This is a genomic window from Arthrobacter sp. MYb227 (genome assembly GCF_002975435.1).
Classification (GTDB): Bacteria; Actinomycetota; Actinomycetes; order Actinomycetales; family Micrococcaceae; genus Paeniglutamicibacter.
In genome coordinates this window covers 41,384-60,859 of the sequence record NZ_PCPT01000015.1, presented here as the reverse complement: position 1 = coordinate 60,859, position 19,476 = coordinate 41,384, and the positions used below count along the sequence as shown (strand labels likewise).

Annotated in this window: 17 protein-coding genes; 6 read left to right on the top strand and 11 right to left on the bottom strand. The window is 57.1% G+C overall.

Annotated features, from left to right (window positions below; genetic code table 11):
* Window positions 1–9: 9 nt before the first annotated feature.
* The 4 genes from CQ018_RS18425 to CQ018_RS18410 form a co-directional block, all read right to left on the bottom strand.
* Window positions 10–1,230 (bottom strand): ABC transporter permease, encoded by a 1,221-nt coding sequence (locus tag CQ018_RS18425; protein WP_105551472.1) that lies wholly within the window; start codon window positions 1,228–1,230, stop codon window positions 10–12.
* Entirely contained in the window at window positions 1,227–2,108 is an 882-nt protein-coding gene (locus CQ018_RS18420) for an ABC transporter ATP-binding protein (protein WP_105551482.1), read from the bottom strand. Before CQ018_RS18420 ends, CQ018_RS18425 begins: the two co-directional genes overlap by 4 nt.
* A gap of 152 nt (window positions 2,109–2,260) precedes the next feature.
* Entirely contained in the window at window positions 2,261–2,974 is a 714-nt protein-coding gene (locus tag CQ018_RS18415) for a response regulator transcription factor (RefSeq protein WP_105551471.1), read from the bottom strand.
* Window positions 2,971–4,359, bottom strand: a complete 1,389-nt coding sequence (locus CQ018_RS18410; RefSeq protein WP_105551470.1) for a sensor histidine kinase — start codon at window positions 4,357–4,359, stop codon at window positions 2,971–2,973. Before CQ018_RS18410 ends, CQ018_RS18415 begins: the two co-directional genes overlap by 4 nt.
* A 133-nt stretch (window positions 4,360–4,492) precedes the next feature.
* Between CQ018_RS18410 and CQ018_RS18405 the strand changes: the two genes are divergently transcribed.
* Entirely contained in the window at window positions 4,493–6,310 is a 1,818-nt protein-coding gene (locus tag CQ018_RS18405; RefSeq protein WP_105551481.1) for a glycoside hydrolase family 15 protein, read from the top strand.
* Between the two features lie 69 nt (window positions 6,311–6,379).
* Here CQ018_RS18405 and CQ018_RS18400 read toward each other — a convergent pair whose 3' ends face one another.
* Window positions 6,380–7,570, bottom strand: a complete 1,191-nt coding sequence (locus CQ018_RS18400; RefSeq protein ID WP_105551469.1) for a metallophosphoesterase family protein — start codon at window positions 7,568–7,570, stop codon at window positions 6,380–6,382.
* Window positions 7,571–8,026: 456 nt separating this feature from the next.
* Here CQ018_RS18400 and CQ018_RS18395 point away from each other — a divergent pair, with 456 nt between their 5' ends.
* The gene (locus CQ018_RS18395) at window positions 8,027–8,401 is read left to right on the top strand and encodes a VOC family protein (protein WP_105551468.1); all 375 of its coding nucleotides are present in this window, start codon (window positions 8,027–8,029) and stop codon (window positions 8,399–8,401) included.
* Window positions 8,402–8,415: 14 nt separating this feature from the next.
* On the opposite strand, the gene CQ018_RS18390 is transcribed toward CQ018_RS18395, so the two are convergent.
* The 3 genes from CQ018_RS18390 to CQ018_RS18380 all read right to left on the bottom strand — a co-directional run bounded on the left by CQ018_RS18390 (window position 8,416) and on the right by CQ018_RS18380 (window position 11,396).
* Window positions 8,416–9,090 (bottom strand): hypothetical protein, encoded by a 675-nt coding sequence (locus tag CQ018_RS18390; protein ID WP_146111955.1) that lies wholly within the window; start codon window positions 9,088–9,090, stop codon window positions 8,416–8,418.
* A gap of 278 nt (window positions 9,091–9,368) precedes the next feature.
* Window positions 9,369–9,992 (bottom strand): DUF6318 family protein, encoded by a 624-nt coding sequence (locus CQ018_RS20155; protein WP_258142740.1) that lies wholly within the window; start codon window positions 9,990–9,992, stop codon window positions 9,369–9,371.
* Window positions 9,993–10,118: 126 nt separating this feature from the next.
* Window positions 10,119–11,396, bottom strand: a complete 1,278-nt coding sequence (locus CQ018_RS18380) for an MFS transporter (protein WP_105551465.1) — start codon at window positions 11,394–11,396, stop codon at window positions 10,119–10,121.
* A gap of 145 nt (window positions 11,397–11,541) precedes the next feature.
* Here CQ018_RS18380 and CQ018_RS18375 point away from each other — a divergent pair, with 145 nt between their 5' ends.
* Entirely contained in the window at window positions 11,542–12,090 is a 549-nt protein-coding gene (locus CQ018_RS18375; RefSeq protein WP_105551464.1) for an acyl-CoA thioesterase, read from the top strand.
* 25 nt (window positions 12,091–12,115) lie between these two features.
* Here the strand turns inward: CQ018_RS18375 and CQ018_RS18370 are convergent, their stop codons facing one another.
* Window positions 12,116–12,499 (bottom strand): hypothetical protein, encoded by a 384-nt coding sequence (locus tag CQ018_RS18370; RefSeq protein WP_219844091.1) that lies wholly within the window; start codon window positions 12,497–12,499, stop codon window positions 12,116–12,118.
* Window positions 12,500–12,783: 284 nt separating this feature from the next.
* Between CQ018_RS18370 and CQ018_RS18365 the strand changes: the two genes are divergently transcribed.
* Window positions 12,784–14,493 (top strand): ABC-F family ATP-binding cassette domain-containing protein, encoded by a 1,710-nt coding sequence (locus tag CQ018_RS18365; protein WP_181150005.1) that lies wholly within the window; start codon window positions 12,784–12,786, stop codon window positions 14,491–14,493.
* Here the strand turns inward: CQ018_RS18365 and CQ018_RS18360 are convergent.
* Window positions 14,490–15,752 (bottom strand): low temperature requirement protein A, encoded by a 1,263-nt coding sequence (locus tag CQ018_RS18360; protein ID WP_105551461.1) that lies wholly within the window; start codon window positions 15,750–15,752, stop codon window positions 14,490–14,492. The two genes, CQ018_RS18365 and CQ018_RS18360, sit on opposite strands and share 4 nt — an antisense overlap.
* Before the next feature lie 99 nt (window positions 15,753–15,851).
* A complete protein-coding gene (locus CQ018_RS18355) occupies window positions 15,852–16,586 on the bottom strand; it encodes a FadR/GntR family transcriptional regulator (protein ID WP_105551460.1) in 735 nt (244 codons plus the stop codon).
* A 180-nt stretch (window positions 16,587–16,766) separates the two neighbouring features.
* Between CQ018_RS18355 and CQ018_RS18350 the strand changes: the two genes are divergently transcribed.
* Both CQ018_RS18350 and CQ018_RS18345 read left to right on the top strand, forming a co-directional pair.
* Window positions 16,767–18,380, top strand: coding sequence for an ABC transporter substrate-binding protein (locus tag CQ018_RS18350; protein ID WP_105551459.1), 1,614 nt, complete (start codon window positions 16,767–16,769; stop codon window positions 18,378–18,380).
* A gap of 138 nt (window positions 18,381–18,518) precedes the next feature.
* Complete coding sequence (locus CQ018_RS18345) at window positions 18,519–19,475, top strand: ABC transporter permease (RefSeq protein WP_105551458.1); 957 nt, start codon at window positions 18,519–18,521, stop codon at window positions 19,473–19,475.
* Window position 19,476: the final 1 nt, after the last annotated feature.

Genomic DNA, 19,476 nt, shown 5'->3' with positions numbered 1-19,476 from the left:
GAGTCACCACTAGTCCTCGAGCTTCAGCGCCTTTCGCCAGGACAGTGCACCGCCGGTCTGCATAATGGCGCGGCGGTAGATGCGCTCACCGAGCAGCACCATGGCCCACGCTGCGGCAACGGCAATCAGCAACGAAACGATTGGCTCCCACAGCGGTACATCACTGGCCAGCAGCCTGATGGGCATGGCAACCGAGGAAATCACTGGGATATAGGAAGCGATGACCAAGACGCTGCCCTTGGCATAGACCCCGGTGAAAAGTGCGGCAACCAGCAGAATGATCACCGGACCCGTTGACTGCTGCAGGTCTTCAACGCGGGCGGCCATGGAACCGAGCGCCGCATACACCGCGGCAAGGATCAGGAACCCGGTCATGAAGAAGGCGAGGAACCAGCCGGAGGTGGCAAAGACCAAAGACAGGAATGGAACCTCGGTGGGCGTCAGACTCAGCGCCAACAGACCGATGCCGACAAACAGACAGAGCTGACCCATGGCAAGTGCCATGTTGCCCAGGATCTTGCCCGCCAGCAGCTGACGAATAGGAATGGCCGTGGCAAGGATTTCAACCACGCGGTTCTGTTTTTCCTCGACCACCGAGTTGGCGATGGGCATCCCAAAGATCAGCGCTGACATGTAGAACAGCATGGAAAATACGAGACCCATGACAAGTGCCATGGAGTTTCGTTCCTGGCTACCTTCTAGAAATATCGTATTGATGGCCGATCCATCCTCGAGGCTGGCCACGGTAACCCCAAGCTTTTCGGCATTGAGCTTCAGCGCTTGAGTGCTTGCAGCATCGGAGAGTAACTTTTCAATCTCTGCCGGAACATCGTTGAGCCCGGTCAGGTCATAGCCGCTGGCGGTGCCCATGAGCACCAGATCCACGCTCTTGGCGCGCAGGGCTTCGGCGGCTACTTCCCCGGAGTCAAAGGGCCTGACGGTGAGGATAATCTTCTGTTCTTGTTCTTTGGCCAGCTGGTTTGCCGCATCAACGAGGATTTGGGCACGGCCATTATTCACCACGGCAACCGAGGATTCGGTGGTGCGCTCGGCCAAGAGGCCCGTGACGACGATTGAAGCGATGATCAATGCGAGGGTGATGAGCGTTGAGACGATGAAGGACTTATCACGCAGCTTGACGGTGATTTCGCGTAGCGTGACGATCTGCCAGGCAGGGGTGCGGGTGTCGGCTGTTGCGGGGTCCGTGGATTCGGCGGTGCTGGTGCTCATCGGATGACCTCCCGGTAGATTGCTGCAAGCGAGGGCCGCTGCGGTGCGAACTCGGTGACCGCCCCGCGGGCGATGGCCGAGCGTAGGACGGACTGGCCGGTGGCCTCGTCGGCAAACTCGATGACGGCCCGAGGGCCTGCGACATCGAGCACGCTCACACCCGGTTCTTCACGCAACCACCCGGCATCGGGTGGGGTGATCAGCACGTGGGTTGATGTGGCGCGGGCACGGAGTTCGTCCGCCGAACCGGCGGCAACGATCTTGCCCTCGGCAAGTACCACCAGGTGATCGCAGAGCTGATCGATCAAATCCAATTGGTGGCTGGAGAACAAAATGGGAACGCCGGTGGCCGCGCGTTCGGCCAGGAGTTTGGTCATTGAATCCACCGCGAGGGGATCGAGCCCGGAGAACGGTTCATCGAGAATCAGTGCCGTGGGATGGTGCATGAGCGATGCGGCAACCTGCACGCGTTGTTGGTTACCCAATGAGAGGGATTCGAGTTTGTCCTTGGTGCGTTCGGCAATGCCAAAGCGATCAAGTAGGTTCAGTGCCTCGGCACGAGCATCGAGTCGACTCATACCGTGTAGCTGACCAAGATATTGCAGCTGATCGAGCACCTGCTGCTTGGGGTAGAGCCCGCGTTCCTCGGGCATGTAGCCAAAACGGGCACGAGATTCGGCGGTAATCGGTGAGCCATTGAAGAAGACCTCGCCGGCGTGGGCCTTGAGCACTCCCATGATGATGCGCATGGTGGTGGTTTTTCCCGCACCGTTGGCACCAACAAACCCGGTCATACCCCCGACGGGGACCGAAAATGAAACATCATGCAGCACGGTGCGATCGCCGAAGCGCCGCGTGAGATTCTTTACCTCTAACAACGAAACTGTTTCCTTCTGCCCGTGTGTGGTGGCCACACAATATTGTGCTGCGCCGCCGCTTTTCCCTTACTTCCTAATCTAGGGGCAGGACAAGGATAAACAGATCGCCCGAAATGGTGAACTTGGCTCCGTCGTTGGAGCTGGGCGGGAAATTACTCAGTCAAAGGGATGAGGCCGGTGCGGTAGGCAAAGACAACCGCCTGCACGCGATCACGCAGCCCGGCCTTGGCAAGAATGTTTGACAGGTGAGTTTTTACCGTTGCCTCGGAGACCTGCAGGGATGCTGCGATTTCCGTGTTTGAGAGGCCGCTTGCGAGTTTGATGAGCACCTCGCGTTCGCGGGCGGTGAGCGCATCCAGGACGCGCTGATCCTCAAGTGAAAGCGCTGCAACGGGTGGTTCTGGCAGCGTGGTTGTAGTGTTTTCTGGGATCTGGGTGCCACGACGAATAATGCGCAGGGTAACCTCGGGGGAGAGCAACGCCTGACCGTCGGCGGCTGCGTGCACCGCGGCAATGAGCATCTCGGGTTCGGTGTTTTTCAGCAGGAAACCGCTGGCCCCGGCATCTATTGCATCAAAGAGATAGTCATCGCGATCAAAGGTGGTCAGCACCACCACCTTGGCTTGACCGGTGGCCGTGATCTGCCCGGTGGCGGCAACACCGTCAAGCACCGGCATTTGAATGTCCATCAACACCACGTCCGGGTTCAGCTCAGCAGCAGCGGAAACGGCCTGGGCGCCATCGGCTGCCGTGCCAACCACTTCAAGGCCCTCGTCGGTCCCCAGGATGAGTTCTAGAGAGGAACGGATCAGTGGTTGGTCATCACAGATTAGGACGCGAATTTTACGTGTCTGCGTGGTACTCATGGGGTGACTCCGGTAGAAGATTCGATGGGGGTGAGATGTGTGGGGGACGGGACAGACAAGCGGGCTCGAGTTCGCCATCCGTTGGGTGTCCGGGGACCAATTTCCACGAGTCCCTTGTGGAGTTCGGCGCGTTCGCGGATACCGCGCAGGCCAAAGCCGCTGCCGCCGGTGTTGGTCAGTGGATTGCCATCATCTGTCACCTCAACTTCCGCCCATTCACCTGCTTCGTCCTTGCCGCTGCGCAGCGAAAGCACCGCGCTGCGGGCCGTTGAATGTTCGCGCACATTTGCTAGGGATTCGGCGGCGATCCGGTACAAGGCCAAGCCCAGTCCTGCGCTCAGCGAGTCGAAGAACCCATCACGGTATTCAACCCTGATGAGTTGGACCTTGAGCCCGGCCCTAGTTGCCTGTTCCACGAGCGTTGGGATATCGCGCAACCCGGGTTCGGGGGAACGATGTGCCTGTGGATCGGCCGCTGAGGAATCGGGCTCGTGGCGCAGCACGCGCAACAGAGCCCGCGTCTCGCCCACGGCCTGACGTGCGGAATCTTCGATCCCGCGCATGAGCTCGGCGGCCCGTTGTGGATCGCGGGGTTGGACCATGCGGGCGGCGGCGGCCTGCACACCTACGGCGGAAATATGGTGGGCCACCACGTCGTGCAGTTCGCGGGCAATGCGCAATCGCTCATCGATCACGGCCCGCCGGGCAAGCTCTGCCGATTGTTCACGCAGCTGCGCAGCCTGGGCAATGACGACTTCGTTTTTCCAGGCCGAGCGCCAGGCCGAGAGCCCCAGATAGATGGCGCCACCAAAGTAGAAGATGTTGACCAGGAAGTTATACCCGGCGTAGGCGATCACCGGGTCGATAACGCCCGAGGTTTCTGCGCCGGTGGGAAGATTCAGCTCCGAACCGTAGAACAGCTTGGCGTTGGTAATGCCAATGAGGAGCCATAGGAACATCGCGATGAGCACACCAAAGAGCGCAACTCGCAGGGCTTTGCGATCCCGTGCCCACGCTACAGCGGTATAAAGGCCAACGAAGTAGGTAATCTGCGGGGCCAACTGCACCATCACCGCCGGCAACCAGGTGCCGAAAGCAATGAAGAATGCCGAGAGTATCAGCATTGAAACAATCGGGAAGCGCCGGCGTACCGCCAGTGGGGCCACCAGTGCGCTGATGGCTAGATAGCTGGTGAGGCGATCCGGTGCGTTCTCACCCGATGCGAAGCTGAGCATCATCTCCATGGCAAGCAGCGCGAAGAACAATACAACGACAGTTACCCAGACATCGCGGCGTAGTGCCGCAGCATCTGGCATTTTGCGTTCCCATGTCAGTGGCGGGGACTGACCGGAGAGGAATTTCTCGCGTAGCGCAGTGAGTTTCATTGTTTTTGTTTCCCTTCCCAGTCAATGAACATATCGCATTGCGGTGCTTTGGGAGCGCGCCGGGGGCACGGCAGCTAAGTGCCAGAAAGCCTATGCCCTTGCCGAGAGTGGTTTTCGGGTGTTGGCTAGGTTCATGAGTACGCCCATCGAAGACTATGCGCTGATATCCGACCAGCTGACCAGCGCCTTGGTTTCTAAAACCGGTTCGGTTGATTGGCTCTGTTTCCCACGCTTTGATTCCGGATCCGTCTTTGCGGCCCTGCTGGGCACCAATGATCACGGCCGCTGGTTACTTGCTCCGCGCGAGGGCAAGGTCTTGGGGCGTAACTACCTGAACTCTTCATTTGTTTTGCGTACCCTGTGGGGGAGCGCGAACGGGCAGGTGCTTGTCACAGACTTCATGCCCATGAGCGGGGATCATTCAAGCGTGATTCGCCGCGTGGAGGGGCTGAGCGGATCAATGGTGATGGAACACGAGCTGGTGATCCGTTACGACTATGGCCAGGTACTGCCGTGGGTGCGACGTAGCTTTGACACCATCAAGGGCACCGAATCCTTGGTGGCGGTTGCCGGGCCACACGCGGCAGTGCTTTATGCAACGCGGCTACCCAAGGCCAGCAAACATTCACACAAGGATGAGTTCACGGTTCATGCCGGGGATATCTACGACTTTGAATTCGCCTGCCATCCCAGCCACGAACCGGCTCCCGAACCCAACGATGTGGGCCTTGCCATGACGGCAACGGCCAAGCACTGGCACAGTTGGGCAGATACAATTCCTCCGCACGGAGACTATGAGCCCCTAGTGCGTCGATCCCTGCTGGTGCTCAAGGCCCTGACACACAGAAAAACCGGCGGCATCGTTGCCGCGCCAACCACCTCACTACCCGAACTTCTGGGCGGAGAACGGAACTGGGATTACCGCTTCTGCTGGCTACGCGATGCGGCTCTGACCCTGCAAGCCATGATGACCCACGGCTTTGAGGGCGAGGCATTGAATTGGCGTGACTGGTTATTGCGTGCCATTGCCGGGGATCACCACAAACTTCAAATCATGTACGGACTAGGCGGTGAACGAGATTTGAGCGAACGAATCATTCACCAACTACCCGGCTATGCCGGATCGGTCCCGGTACGCATCGGCAATGGGGCCGTTGGCCAATACCAAGGGGACGTCATTGGTGAGGTGATGGTGGCACTGGAAGATCTGCGTACCTTGGGTGGGCGTGAAGACCACTTCTCCTGGCCACTTCAAAAGGCACTGGTGCGCAACGTGCTTGCCAACCTGCGGCATAAGGATCACGGACTATGGGAAATGCGCGGCGAAACCCAATACTTCACCCATTCGCGCGTCATGATGTGGGCAGCACTCGATAGTGCGGTGCACGCCGTAAGACATCATGCGCTCGCCGGTGAATGTGCAAGATGGGAGAAAGCGCGCGATGAGTTGCGCGAAGAAATCTTGGCTCAAGGGTTTAATGCGGAACTGAATTCGTTCACGCAAACCTATGGTGGCACCGAGGTTGATGCCTCACTCTTGGTGCTGGCTCACGTGGGATTCGTTGATTATGCTGATCCGCGCATGCTGGGCACCGTGGCGCGCATCGAGGCCGATCTTGTGGATGAGCATGGATTTGTCAGTAGGTATAGAACCGAATCGAGTATTGATGGACTACCGGTGGGGGAGAACCCGTTTTTGGTGTGTTCATGTTGGCTCATTGAACAATATGCGCATTCGAATCGGCTGGATGAGGCCCGAAAACTCATGGATAAGCTCGCCGGAATTGTGAATGATCTTGGCCTGTTGGCCGAGGAATATGATCCGGTGGCGGGGCATATGACGGGGAATTTCCCGCAGGCGTTTTCGCATCTGGGATTGATCCGTGCCGCCGATGCCATCGAGGAGGCCGCCGGAACCCGGCCGGCGCACACCCGCCGTGCCTACACGTAAAAACGTTTGAGGCGCGGCACCCAGGTACAGGACGCCGCGCCAGATCGGCAAACGCTGCTAGCGAGTCACTTACTTGACGTAGTTGGGCAACGGTGTTGGTGCCGGAAGTGGCTGACGCGCGGCATCCATATTGATGCCGTAGTCCTTGGCAAAGACCGTGCGGGTTGAGGTGTAGATGTCCTTGGCGTTCTCATCGAGTTCAAAGACGCGGGCCCCACGCAACTGGTGCTTGTCGTTGCCGTTCTTGCCATACGGGCCAAAGCCGGTACCCGGACCATAACCGAGTTCGATGCCGAAGTAGTTGCCCATGTAGGTGTTGATGTGGTCGTGCCCGCAGTACGCACCGCGCACATCCCCACGCTCGAGCATCGCTGTAAAGAGTCCTGAGTTGAAAGCACCGGTGTAGACGCCCTCGTTTTTCTCGCCCACGATGCTGTGCTTCTTGCGGGCAGCGGTATGGTCGGCTTCGTTGGAGGTGAACTGGGATCCGTACCACATGTGGTGGTGCTCCCAGAGAGGAATATGGAAGAACATCAGCGAGGGAACCAAGCCATGGCGGCGTTCGGTGGCCCGCGAGGTTTCGCGGTACCACTGCACCTGTTCGGGACGGATCCAGTCATAGTTCTTCAGACCCTTGAAGTCTTGGCCCGCAATGTTGCTTGCCGCATAGCGGCCGGAATCCAGCAGCCAGATGCCGAATTTAGGCTTGTTGCCGCGTGAACCCGAGATCAACAACTGAGAGTTTGAGGAGCCAAAGATCTCGTCTTCCGGGGTGTTCACGTTGTATTTGTACCCACGGATAAAATCGAGCATCTTCGCTTCGGTCATCGAGGTGCCGTTGGAGAGCGAGTCCTCGTCGTGGTTACCGAAGGTCAGCGCCCAAGAGATCTTGCGGGACTCCATGGGCATGACCACGTTGTTGATTGCCTGCTTGACCTCAAGATCGCTCTTGGGCTGACCATCGATGACATCGCCATTGATCAGCACGAAGTCTGGCGTTTCGGTATCGAGTACCTGATCCATGAGCTCGATGGTGCGCTTATCGGTCCGCGGGCCATCTTGGGTGTCGTTGAACTGAACGATCTTGAACTTGCCGTTCTTGCCGAACTTTAGCTTGGCTTTCCCCGGTGCGTTTTGCTTGGCGGGAACGGTGGCGGAGGCAGTTGCCGGAAGGGCGCCGACGGCCAGTATTCCGGTCACAGCGGTTGCGGCACCGCCGATGAGTAGTCCGCGGCGGGGAACCGAAGTAGAAGAATGCACGCTAAAGCCTTTCAAGATTTCTAACTATTGAGGCAACCTTGAACGTATTCGTTGAGGTTGCGGTCATGAGCCTAGGCATCCCAAGTGACCAGTTGGTATCTTGCAAGCAACTAATAGACGCCGTGGAACCGAATAATTACTCGGCCCGGAAGAATTGGAACTTTCAAAGTATTCCTGAGGTATTGGTGCTGACCTCGTCTTGTCATCGCGGAGCTCGCATGAAAGTATTTTTGCTGTGCCCACAGGGCTGAGCTGAGATGGAGGAGTAAGCAACACACGTCGTTGCCACCGCGTACCGTCATGGTTCGCCACCCATGGTGGTAGCAGTCTTGCCTATCAGCAAGAGCCCTTCTTTTCCGGCGCACACTTTTCACACTGCCAGACCCATTTTTGGGGTACTACTGTGTTGCCTGCATCTTTCGTCAAGCACTACAAACGAAAGCAGGAGCAAGAACCATGAGCATTTCCTTTAACCACACGATCATCGCGGCCAAAGACAGAGAAGCCTCGGCAAAATTCTATATTAAGATTGCCGAAGCGCGGGCGATTCCGAGCTGGGGACCATTCATCAATGTCCAATTGGATGATGGTGTCATGCTGCAAATTGCGCAGCCACCCATCGATTTCCCACCGCAGCACTACGCGTTCTTGGTTGATGACGCCCACTTTGATCGCACTTATGAGCGCATCACACAGCAGGGATTGGAACACTGGGCAGATCCCCAACGTACTCGTCCGGGCCAGACCAATAACGAGCACTGTGGACGCGGGGTATACCTGCTGGATCCGGCCGGCCACTACATCGAGTCCATCACCAAGCCGTATTTATAAGCAGGGGACTGCTGTTACTTCTCAAACGGGGAAGAACAGCCCGGACCTGAGGGATCTTGGTTGCAGTTATCAGCGACCAAGACCTTCTTGGTCCGCCATACGCTCATGGTGATTTGTTCACTTGGAACGTTGGCAAGACCTGGAATGGGTGTCCACGGACCGCCCTCGGTTGAATACTCGCCACGGAAACTGGTGGTCAGTCCCACTGGGAAATCGCCGGTTTCTTTGTAAACATGGCTGGTGCTGGTTTCTTCGTCGAACCCGTGGTCGGCCACCGGGCCACCGGAGTACTTCAGCGTTCGGGCGGAGCCATCTCCGTATTTCCATGCGTAGGTAACGGGGATTGCTCTAACGCGTACGTCTTGATCAAAGAGCGTGATGTTGAAATTTTGATTCTTGGACGATGCGTAGAGATGAGCGTTACCGTTGCGCAGTGAGAAGTTTTCTGGCTGGCTAATGATTGTGGATGCAATGAGCGGCATCTTGCGGAATTGTTCGAGGGTGACCTTAGCGATGTCGTTGGCCGCTCCGGGAATATCTATTTGTGGTTCGAGTGTGCAGTACGGTACAACCGAGATAACCTGACCGGCACGAGGTCCGTTTACTGCGCGGATTACGCGGAATGTTCGCCACCCTCCACCTGGACATGTTGCTTCGGCAATGGCATCGCAGCCCAGCCGTATCGACATATCGGGAGTACATTCAGTGAAATAACTGACCGCATATTTTAGTTTGGGGCCGTTGGATATAGTTTTGGATTTTGAACGCTTTGGCGTTCCAAGATTTCCGGAATAGTCGGCTACTTTTGGGCAAGCCACTTGAATGAGGATTCGTTTTCCACCGATCCTTTTAATTTCTTGGCAAACTTCACCTTTGTTGGTGATCTGCGGGGTAGCTGCTAAAGCACCTGAATTCGGCAGAGCAATGAGGAAAATAACCGCGAGGCAGAAGATGCGTAGAGCTGTCATTAAGATTCTTCTTCGGTTTCAATCGACTGAACTTTCCATCCATTGTCGTAAAGCAGAAGCATTGAACCCGGCAGAGGCTTTGAAGAAGCCTCAAAGGACGCATACTGCGTTCCTGTACTGGAATAGACGAGCATTTGGCCTTGCATGAGAGTAAAGAGTACGACACCGCTTTTTCCATCAACGATTGCCCGTGTGATCGATGTTTCGAAATCGGCTCCGGTGATCCAAGACCCGGCAACCTTATTTCCGTCCGCGGTATTGATGAATTCTTCGAAGCAGACATCGCAGTCGGCATGAGTTACTTTGCGCACCGGTTTGGAGTCGTCAGTATTCAGGGTGTACGCAAGCAACTCGTAGTAGTAGGGTACGAATGCTTTGAGGCCCTCAATGGACTTTTCCTTCGCGGCCTCTGGCATCTTGGGAACTGGCCAGTTTTTCGCGGGCCCTTTTGAACTACCCGGAATAGGCGTGGGCGTTGGCTTTGCCGTGGGGGAGGCACTGGGCGGTGGACCGCTGGCAGAGCGTGTTGGTGTCGGTTGCACAGAGGGACTTTGGACCGGGTCTGAGTTTCCAACGCAACCTGCGGCAGAAAATACCAGTGCACCGGAGCACAGCACGAGCATGACTTTCTTAAGTTTCGTAACCATACTTCAGGCCTACGATTCGTGGGAGTCAATTAGCAGACATCCTAACCCCTCCCTGAACGATAAGGGAGGGGTTATCCACAGGACATTTGTTGTTTTCAGAAATTATGATTCGGCTGGCACCGGAGTTGTTACACGATCCAGCGGATGATCGATCTCGTCCCGGTACAGCTTTCCCGCAAGCCAGGCGACGATACCGATGATCGGAGAAGCCACACCCGCGACAACGAAGATCGTCCAAATGGGAATCACCGCGGCCAATGGTCCGGCTAAAGCCATTGACACCGGCATGAGCGCCAGCGATACAAAGAAATCCAGTGAGGAGATTCGCCCGAGCATGTGATGCGGCACGCGGCGTTGAAGCAAGGTTCCCCAGATGACCTGACCCAAGCCACCGGTGATACCTACGACGATCAACAAGATTGCCAGTTGCCAGGGTGAAGACGTCAAACCAATAAACGCCAGAGGCAAGGTCCCGAACCCCCAGAACGCAAACATGAATGTCAGATAACGGCGGGGGAGTGGGAAGGAAGCCGTAACCAGCGAACCCACGGCGCTGCCCAAACCGAAGGCGGCGAGCATGAAACCAAAGGTTTGGGCGTCTCCGCCCAATTGATCGCTGACGACAAAGGGTAGTAGAACCTCAATGGGGCCAATGAAGCTGAGTACCGAAATGACGGCGAAGAGCAAAGTCCAGAGCAACCAAGGGGTGGAGAGCGTATAGCTGACGGCTTCGCGCAGATCGGCAAGTGCACTGGGTCGTTTGGCCCCGGGCTCAAGATGAGCGTCATAAGCCTTGTGCTGGCCAAGTAAATTGAGCACCACGAAAGCTACCAAGTGACAGACCGCGATTCCAATGATCGCCATGGAGGGAGCGAAAGAAGCGACAAGCGCACCGGCGGCTGCTGGCCCCGCTGCTTGCTGGAGGACCGGGCGGACCATGCCCTCCATGCCATTGGCTGCCAGTAAGTCATCTGCAGGCAGGATGCGGGGCAGCAGAGCCGAGTAAGCGGGGAAGAAGAACGCGGCACCGGAACCCTGGATGAATCCGGCAAGTGCCAGGTGCCAGAGCGCGATGGTTCCGGTTGAGGCAAGGATCGCCAGGGTGGTCATCACCGTAAGGGATACTGCCTCGACGAAGATGATGATTTTTCGGCAGCTGATGCGATCTGCTGTGATCCCACCGATCAATACGAAGCCGAGTAATCCAATGGACGTTGCCGTTGCGACAACCGAAAGTTGCCCCGGTCCACCGCCGAGGTGACGTACCTGATAGACCATGGCAACTGCCCACATGCCATGAGCAAAAACGCTGATGGCCATGGCGATTAGAAGGATTCGGTAGTCGCGGTGGGCGAAAGGTTTTAGTGCGCGCGGGGCCATGGGTGGGGTCCTGAAGATGGTGAGGATCGACGGAGCACGGTGGCACTCCGGTAAGACAATGATGAATCAACTCATTGGGATATGTCAATCAGTAATTCGAGTGAGTTGCGTGACGAATAAGTTACTCACGAGTAGGCTTTGGTTTATGCATGTACTTTTTCGCCTCCTGTTCCTGATCGCCACGGCCCGTAAGCGCCCCGCCGTTTCCATATTTGACCCGGTCTCGTTGCCAATGCGCGCACTGATCACCGATATTGATGCGGCCCGCCATATTAATAACGGCATGTACTTTTCACTGTTCGATCTGGGTCGTTTTGAACTAATGCTGCGCTCCGGTGCATGGGATGTGATGCGGAAAAACAAATGGACTCCAATCGTTCAGGCCGAGACCATCACCTTCCGCAAATCAGTGGTCTTCAATCAGAAATTCACCCAAGAAACCAAGCTGCTCGGTTTTGATGAGCGTTGTATTTACTTTGAACAGCGCATGGTAGCCAACGGGGAAATCTATGCACAGGCAACAATTGCCACCCGGTTGATCTCCAAGGCCGGGCCGGTCAGCAACGAAGAGATCATTGCGGCGGTGGGTGAAGTGGTGCCCGAGGATCTGGTGTTGCCCGAATGGATTGCAGCTTGGCGCGAAAACACCGCTCTGCCCGGAACACGAAAGCCAGCCCCGCATCAATGGGTCTAACCAAGACGCCATTGATGCCAGCTAGCTAACGAGCCCCGGCCAGATCTGCGGCAAACGCTTCGGCGAGTGCAACGATCTCACGGGTATGAAGCTGTTGAATAAAAATGACAGGAGACTGGCCGTTGAGCTCTGGATGGGCCGAGCCTAACCATGTGGCGGCCTCCTTGGCCTCTCGTTGCGGTACGAGGCTGAGCCACACCCGATATCCCAGACGAAGACGCTGCTCCTCGACAAATTTTGGACCGGTGCCCTCCGGGTGAGCCCAGCGATGGGGAGCGGTGGCATCCTTGCTGCCGGCCATCGTTTGGACCATGGGAGCCCCGAGGTCGTGAACTAAGGTGGCGGTGATTTCGTGGATGTCGGTTTCTGTTGATTCCACATAAGTGGCGCTATGAGCCAGAGGTTTCATATTTCTAGCATCCGCCCGTGGGCGCTAAAAAGCCATGGAATTTTGATCACTACTTGACGCACCAAGTGGCTCGGCTGTTAGCATCGAATCATGGGTACATTATTTCTGTAGTACGGAACACCGCGTTGAGTTTTCTCCGCGGTGGGTTCTAAGCAGGTCTCTAAAACCTTGGGGACCTGAGGACTTTTCCCGTACTCACTTTTCGTAGCGCGCTAGAAATATGTGCTGCGTGCGCCACCGGAACGATACTTTCGATAACGGTGGAGAAAGTAATGGTTTCCCCCATGACTCCTCAATCCTTTTCCCCTTTTTCTTCCCGGTTTAGCTGTCAGCTGCGGGCCGGTACCGTTCGCTATGGCGATCGGTTGGTATTCACTGAGTTAGACCTGATCATTGGCGCCACCGACAGGCTTGCCTTGATTGGTGAAAATGGAGCGGGAAAATCAACGCTCCTTGGTGTATTAGCCGGAACTGTCGAACTAAATGCCGGCGACTTATTGCTCGATATCCCCGGTGGGCTGGCAATTGCGGAACAGCGCCCAATGTTTTGTTCTGGAACCACGGTCTCCGAGGCCCTTGATCTGCTCCTGGCGCAGCTACGAGATATTGAAAACCGGATACAACTTACAGCCCTCGAACTTGCCCAGGCGCCGGAATCTATGCACCCGGTCCTCATTAAAAAGCTGGGGCAGCTCAGCGCGGAATTCGAAGCACGTGATGGCTACGGGCTTGAAATCAGACTTGACGCTGCGCTCGATCAACTGGGTCTGGGCGGACTTGATCGGCAACGCGAGGTTGCAGAACTTTCCGGCGGGCAACGAGCACGGCTGGGGCTTGCCGCGGCACTGAGTTCCGAACCCGCGCTATTGCTACTTGATGAGCCAACAAACGATTTGGATGAAGCTGGGCTCAATTGGCTCGAGGAACGACTCACCGCCCACCGAGGTGCACTTGTGGCTGTCAGTCACGACCGCACTTTCTTGCGAAACTTCGCCACGGACATTGTGAACCTGCACGAAGGAAAAATCAGTCGCTATGGCAATGGGTATGAAGGCTACTTGAGCGCCAGGGCCATTGAACGAGAACGCATGAATGCCGAACGCCTAGCGTGGGAACAAGAACTTGAACGCAACCAAGAATTGGTTGCGGCAAATACTTTCCGCCTTGCACAAATTCCACAAAAGATGGAGAAAGCTGGGTTTGGGCACGGTGCCTTCAGGATGAGGGGGCGTGATCACGGGGCAAAATCCAGAATCCGGATGGCCAAGGAACGCCTCGACCGCCTTGAGAGGAATCCGGCACCACGACCAGCTGACCCACTACGCTTTGTTCACGCGTTTACCGACGACGAGTTGGCGCCCACGATGTCTGAACCGATTCTCCGTGCCGAAAGTATCTGCCTAGACGCTGCCTCCAGACCTGCGCTCAGTATTGAGTCGTTGGAGATCAGTGCGGGGGACCGGTTTCTTGTCTCCGGGAAAAATGGAGCCGGAAAAACTACCCTATTGCGTCTCCTACAGGGTGAATACCTCGTGCAGCATGGCATTCTGTGGCGGCGGAAGGGCTTACGGATCGCTCACCTGCGCCAAGAAATGCGCGAAGGCTCGAACCTCAGCGATTCAACGCTCAACGTGGTTGCTGCGTTCGCTGGGGCAACCAAGAACTACCGCGATGAGGCAATAGAAATCTTGCTGCGTACCGGTCTTTTGCGCCCCGATGAACTGATGAAGCCGTTATCAGCTCTTTCTTTGGGGCAGCGTAGGCGATTTGATTTGGCTATTGCCTTGAGCGTTCCTAGCGATCTTTTATTACTTGATGAGCCAACAAACCATCTTGCACCGGAATTGGTTGAAGAGCTGGAAATTGCCCTTGCCGAGTATCCCGGTGCCGTGCTGAGCGTGAGCCACGATCGAACCTGGCGAGAACGCTTTGCCGTTGCTGGTATGCGGCAGGTGGAGGTCTTGGTCGGTGGCAAGGTCCTGATGAAGAACTAATCCACTGGGTGATCAATTGTCTTGGACCGGGCAAGTGATTCGAGGGCCGCGGCACGGTGCTTGTGCCCGATGCGTTCATCCAGAATTATGGCAAGCGCCGGAGGAATAGCCAGCATTGCAAGGCTCAACGTCATGGGAGAACCCACCGCGACAAGCAGAATTGATCCGGCGGTAACCACGAGGCACACGGCTGCGATCCACAGATGTAGTGTGTCGATCTTGAGCATATAGCCGTAGAGGAATAAAAGCATAAGTGTGTAGATGGCCACGGGAATCGCGATTGACATGATCACCGTGAGTTTGCTGACCGGGCTATCTCCGGCAAGGTATGAAGCATAGATCCGCATGCCGGCACCCACCGCGGTAATCGAGGAGAAGACGAATATATGGGAATATCCAAAGACAAAGCTACGGTTGCGCCGATGATGTAATGCGGTGCCCGTGGGGAGGACAAAATATAGCCACCACATGGTGAACGCGAGGACGGTTCCCAGCAGTCCCACGGCCATGGTCTCGATGCTCCAGCCGTCCTCCGCAACCACGGCACGCAATGCATCGGTGGTGCCCACCAAACATTCGCCCAAGGCAATGATCACCAGCAGCGCATAGCGTTCGGCAATATGGTGGGCATGCCACGGGGTACGGCTTTTGCGTTCGGCGATGACCGGGGTGAGCATTTCAAGGATAAAAAGTGGGGTGATCATGGCAAACATGAGCTGCACGCTGGTATTCAAGATGATCACGAGGATCCACCCGAGTTGGGCAATTGCCAGGTACTTTGCGTAGCTCAAACACGTAGAGCGGCGCGACGGATCTTGTTTGGCAGCGCGTAGCCATTGGAAGATCAGCGCCACGCGCATGATGACGTAGCCAAAGACCATGACGCGATTATCGACGTGGGAACCGGCCTGAATGGAAGTGAAAACAGATCCCAACCCCATGGAAAGAATCAGCACACCAAACATCTGCACCATGGTGACCAGCCGAAATACCCAGTCGTCGGTGTCATAGGCGCTGGCAAACCAGCTGAAATTAATCCAGGCCCAGATCACCGCGAACATTGAAAAGCCGAAGCTGATCAGCCCGGTAACCCAATGCCCGGAACTCACGGCCTGGTCGTAGAGCCCGGCTGCCACGCCAAAGGAGATGGCAAAGGTCAGATCAAAGAACAACTCAAGCGGGGAAGAAACCCTGTTTTGTTCGTGTGGGTCACGGCCGTGCATGCGCGTTACAGCATGCCGAAGTGGATTGCCGCTCATCGTTGGTGCCGATCCGTGAAGAAAATAGTCAAGAACATAAGTTCCATGGCCTATTTTCCGTCGGCACCCATCATGAGGGGAAGGGGTGGTGCCGCAAAGTTAGGCGGGTTGTGCGTTTACTGCGGTGAGCTGGGCACGAATTCCATCGAAGTGGCAACCGAGTAGCTGGCTTGCAAGCGCCTTATCTCCGGCCTTGATCGCATCGAGCAGTTCGCGGTGCGAATGTGCGGTCTCGGCAAGGTGTGATTTTGTTGCGTCGGTGCTACCCACTGCCTCGTGAATGGTGCGGTAGACATCCCAGAAGACGCCCAAAAGGTTGCTCAGCAACTGGTTGTTCAGTGGTTCAAAGAGCATGCGGTGAAAATCTTTATCGGCATCGACAAAGTTCTGGCCGACGGAGGCACGCTGTTCCATGAGCTCAACGGTTTTTTCGAGTTCGGCGAGTTGTTCGGCGTTGATGGCGGCCATGGCCGAGCCGACAAGCCCGGATTCAAGTGCCTGGCGCACATCGACGAGCTCATTTGCCTCGTGTCCCTTGTGGCGCAGCGACATTTGCCCGCGGAAGGTCAGCGAGTCGGCAAGGGCAATGAGGTTTTCCTCGGCAACAAACATGCCAAAGCCGTGGCGGATTTCAACAACACCCAGGGCTTGGAGCACCTTGATTGCCTCGCGCAGGGTGTTGCGCCCCACGCCGAGTTCGGCGGTGAGTTCCTGCTCGGTGGGCATTGCGTCCCCGGGGAGTAGGCCGCGCTCAAGGATGAGGTTGGTAATGTCCGCCGTGAGCGCGCGCAGCCGCGCATGGGCATCGAGCCGCGGTGTTCGCGTGGTGGTCATTTCTTTTTACCTTCCAGAGTGGGGTTTTGCGTGGGAAAACCCAGCTCATAACCAATCATCTTCTATTGGCACGTGTGTGAGCCAGTTGACTACGGGCGGTGATGCGCCTTACAGTCTTACCTACAGCATAGGACATCCTACGTCCGACTTTACCGGCACGGAATTGAAAGAGGTTAGAGAATGACCCTGAAGGATCTGGCGAACAAGCCCCGCGGCCGTCGCGAATTTCTGAAGATGAGTGGCATGATCGGTGCGGCGGCAGCCTTCTCCGCAACCATCGCGGCCTGCTCTTCCCCGGGTGCGGCAGGAGGCGGCAGTGCAGCCGCTTCGGGCGCAGCAACCCACTTGGAAGCCGGCATCTCCTACGCACTGTCGACCGGCTTTGACCCGATGACCTCCTCGGGCGCAACCCCCTTCGCGGCCAACATGCACGTTTTCGAGGGCCTCGTTGACCTGCACCCGGCAACCCGCGAACGCTACCTGGCACTTGCAGCAGCCGAACCAACTCAGCTCAACGACACCAGCTGGGAAGTCAAACTCCGTTCCGGCGCCAAGTTCCACAATGGTGACGCGGTAACCGTAGACGACGTCGTCTACTCGTTCGAGCGCGTCATCGACCCGAAGAACGCCTCGCTGTTCGCGCAGTTCGTTCCGTTCATCAAGTCGGTTGCTGCCAAGGGCGAAGACACCGTGGTGTTCACCCTGAACTACGCCTTCCCACTGTTCCCGACCCGCATCTCCGTGGTCAAGGTTGTCCCGAAGAAGCTGGCTTCCGCAGATCAGGCAGCATTCGATGCAGCTCCCGTTGGCACCGGCCCGTACAAGCTGATCTCGGCCACCAAGGACGACAAGATCGTCTTCGAGAAGTTCGCAGATTACAACGGCGCCTACCCAGCCAAGGCAGACACCATGACCTGGTACCTGCTCTCGGATGCAGCAGCTCGCGTCACCGCCGCCGAATCCGGCCGCGTTGCGGCCATCGAAGATGTCCCGTACCTGGATGTTGATCGCCTGAAGTCAAAGATGAACGTCGAATCGGTACAGTCCTTCGGTCTGCTCTTCCTGATGTTCAACTGTGAGTCCGGTCCGTTCGCCGACAAGCGCGTGCGCCAGGCATTCCACTATGCAACCGACACCCAGACGGTCATTGATCGCGCACTGCTGGGTAACGCCAAGGCAGCAACCTCCTACGTGCAGGAAACCCACCCGCAGTACGTCAAGGCTGCAACGGTCTACACCTACGATGCGGCCAAGGCCGAATCGCTGCTCAAGGAAGCAGGTGTCAGCAACCTCGAAATCGAGTTGCTGACCACAGACACCTCCTGGGTCAAGGACATCGCGCCGCTGCTGCTCGAATCCTGGAACAAGCTCCCGGGCGTCAAGGTCACCATGCAGAACCTGCAGTCAGGTGCCTTGTACACCGACTACGTCGACACCGGAAAGTTTACAATCGTGGCAGCCCCGGGTGACCCGTCGGTCTTCGGCAACGACCTGGACCTGTTGCTGAGCTGGTTCTACCGCGGCGATGTCTGGCCGACCAACCGCTTCCGCTGGTCCAAGACCGCCGAGTACAAGACCCTGCAGTCCAAGCTCGACGAGGCAGTCAAGGCCAAGGACGAGGCCGCCGCCGTCGCTGCCTGGACGCAGGCCATCAACCTCATCGCCGAAGAAGCACCGCTGTACCCGGTGTTGCACCGCCAGCTGCCGACCGCATGGGATGAGAAGAAGCTTGAAGGCTTCAAGCCGCTCCCAACCACCGGCATCTCCTTTGTTGGAGTCGCACCAAAGGCCTAAATCCACAACGGATTAGACAGCCTTGTGGTTGAACGGTTGCGCCGCCGAAGCTTCCCCCAGCCGGCGGCGCAACCGCCCCCACTTTTTAGTTTTCCCCCCCCACTTGCCAATACGTCGTCTACCCATCGGAGTTCTTGCGTGGGAACCCTCCTCAGGCTGCTGCTACGCCGCCTAGCCGCCCTGCCAGTGATGATTCTTGGAGTCACCTTCCTGGTCTTTATCATCCTCAAACTTTCCCCCGGTGACGAGGCAACCTCCGCGCTTGGCGAAGGCGCCTCACCCGAGGCCAAGGATACCTACCGCGAGGAACGTGGACTGAACGACCCACTGGTCATCCAGTACTTCTCCTTCCTGGCCCGGCTGATCCGCCTAGACTTTGGCATGACCACCCCGCCGGCCCGCCCGGTCGGCGAAATGATCGCCAATGCCTTCCCACTGACCCTGCAGCTGACCTTCTTTGGCGTACTGATCGCCGTGGTCATCGCCCTGGTCTTCGGTGTACTCGCGGCGCTCTACCGTGACCGCCTGCCCGACCAGCTGGTACGCATCTTCTCCATCGCTGCGGTGGCAACCCCATCGTTCTGGCTCGGCATCCTGCTCATCCAGTGGCTTGCGCTGGGACAAAGCCCACTCTTCCCCTCCGGCGGCGCGGCCCCGGAAGGCTCCGGCCTTTCCGGCTGGCTCTCCCACATGACACTTCCGGCCCTGGCGCTAGCTATCCCGGTCTCCGCCTCGCTGATCCGCGTGGTGCGCACCTCAATGGTTGAAGAACTCGATAAGGATTATGTCCGCACGGCCATCGGTAACGGTGTGCCACGGCCCGAGGTACTCACCCGCAACGTGCTGCGCAACGCACTTGTCACCCCGGTCACCGTGCTGGGTCTACGCATCGGGTACCTGCTCGGTGGCGCGGTCGTCATCGAAATGATCTTCTCGCTGCCCGGCATGGGTCAGCTGATCATGAACGGCATTACCAACTCCGACGTCAATCTGGTCCAGGGCGTGGTGCTCACCATCGCGGTTACCTTCGTGCTCGTGAACATCGTGGTTGACCTGCTTTACCTGCTCATCAACCCGCGCATCAGGACGGTGTAAA

Coding starts and splice junctions, on each gene's coding strand:
- CQ018_RS18425 (WP_105551472.1), bottom strand. CDS start 1,230: ATGAGCACCAGCACCGCCGAATCCACGGACCCCGCAACAGCCGACACC.
- CQ018_RS18415 (WP_105551471.1), bottom strand. CDS start 2,974: ATGAGTACCACGCAGACACGTAAAATTCGCGTCCTAATCTGTGATGAC.
- CQ018_RS18410 (WP_105551470.1), bottom strand. CDS start 4,359: ATGAAACTCACTGCGCTACGCGAGAAATTCCTCTCCGGTCAGTCCCCG.
- CQ018_RS18405 (WP_105551481.1), top strand. CDS start 4,493: ATGAGTACGCCCATCGAAGACTATGCGCTGATATCCGACCAGCTGACC.
- CQ018_RS18395 (WP_105551468.1), top strand. CDS start 8,027: ATGAGCATTTCCTTTAACCACACGATCATCGCGGCCAAAGACAGAGAA.
- CQ018_RS18390 (WP_146111955.1), bottom strand. CDS start 9,090: ATGTCGATACGGCTGGGCTGCGATGCCATTGCCGAAGCAACATGTCCA.
- CQ018_RS20155 (WP_258142740.1), bottom strand. CDS start 9,992: ATGCTCGTGCTGTGCTCCGGTGCACTGGTATTTTCTGCCGCAGGTTGC.
- CQ018_RS18380 (WP_105551465.1), bottom strand. CDS start 11,396: ATGGCCCCGCGCGCACTAAAACCTTTCGCCCACCGCGACTACCGAATC.
- CQ018_RS18375 (WP_105551464.1), top strand. CDS start 11,542: ATGCATGTACTTTTTCGCCTCCTGTTCCTGATCGCCACGGCCCGTAAG.
- CQ018_RS18370 (WP_219844091.1), bottom strand. CDS start 12,499: ATGAAACCTCTGGCTCATAGCGCCACTTATGTGGAATCAACAGAAACC.
- CQ018_RS18365 (WP_181150005.1), top strand. CDS start 12,784: ATGACTCCTCAATCCTTTTCCCCTTTTTCTTCCCGGTTTAGCTGTCAG.
- CQ018_RS18360 (WP_105551461.1), bottom strand. CDS start 15,752: ATGAGCGGCAATCCACTTCGGCATGCTGTAACGCGCATGCACGGCCGT.
- CQ018_RS18355 (WP_105551460.1), bottom strand. CDS start 16,586: ATGACCACCACGCGAACACCGCGGCTCGATGCCCATGCGCGGCTGCGC.
- CQ018_RS18350 (WP_105551459.1), top strand. CDS start 16,767: ATGACCCTGAAGGATCTGGCGAACAAGCCCCGCGGCCGTCGCGAATTT.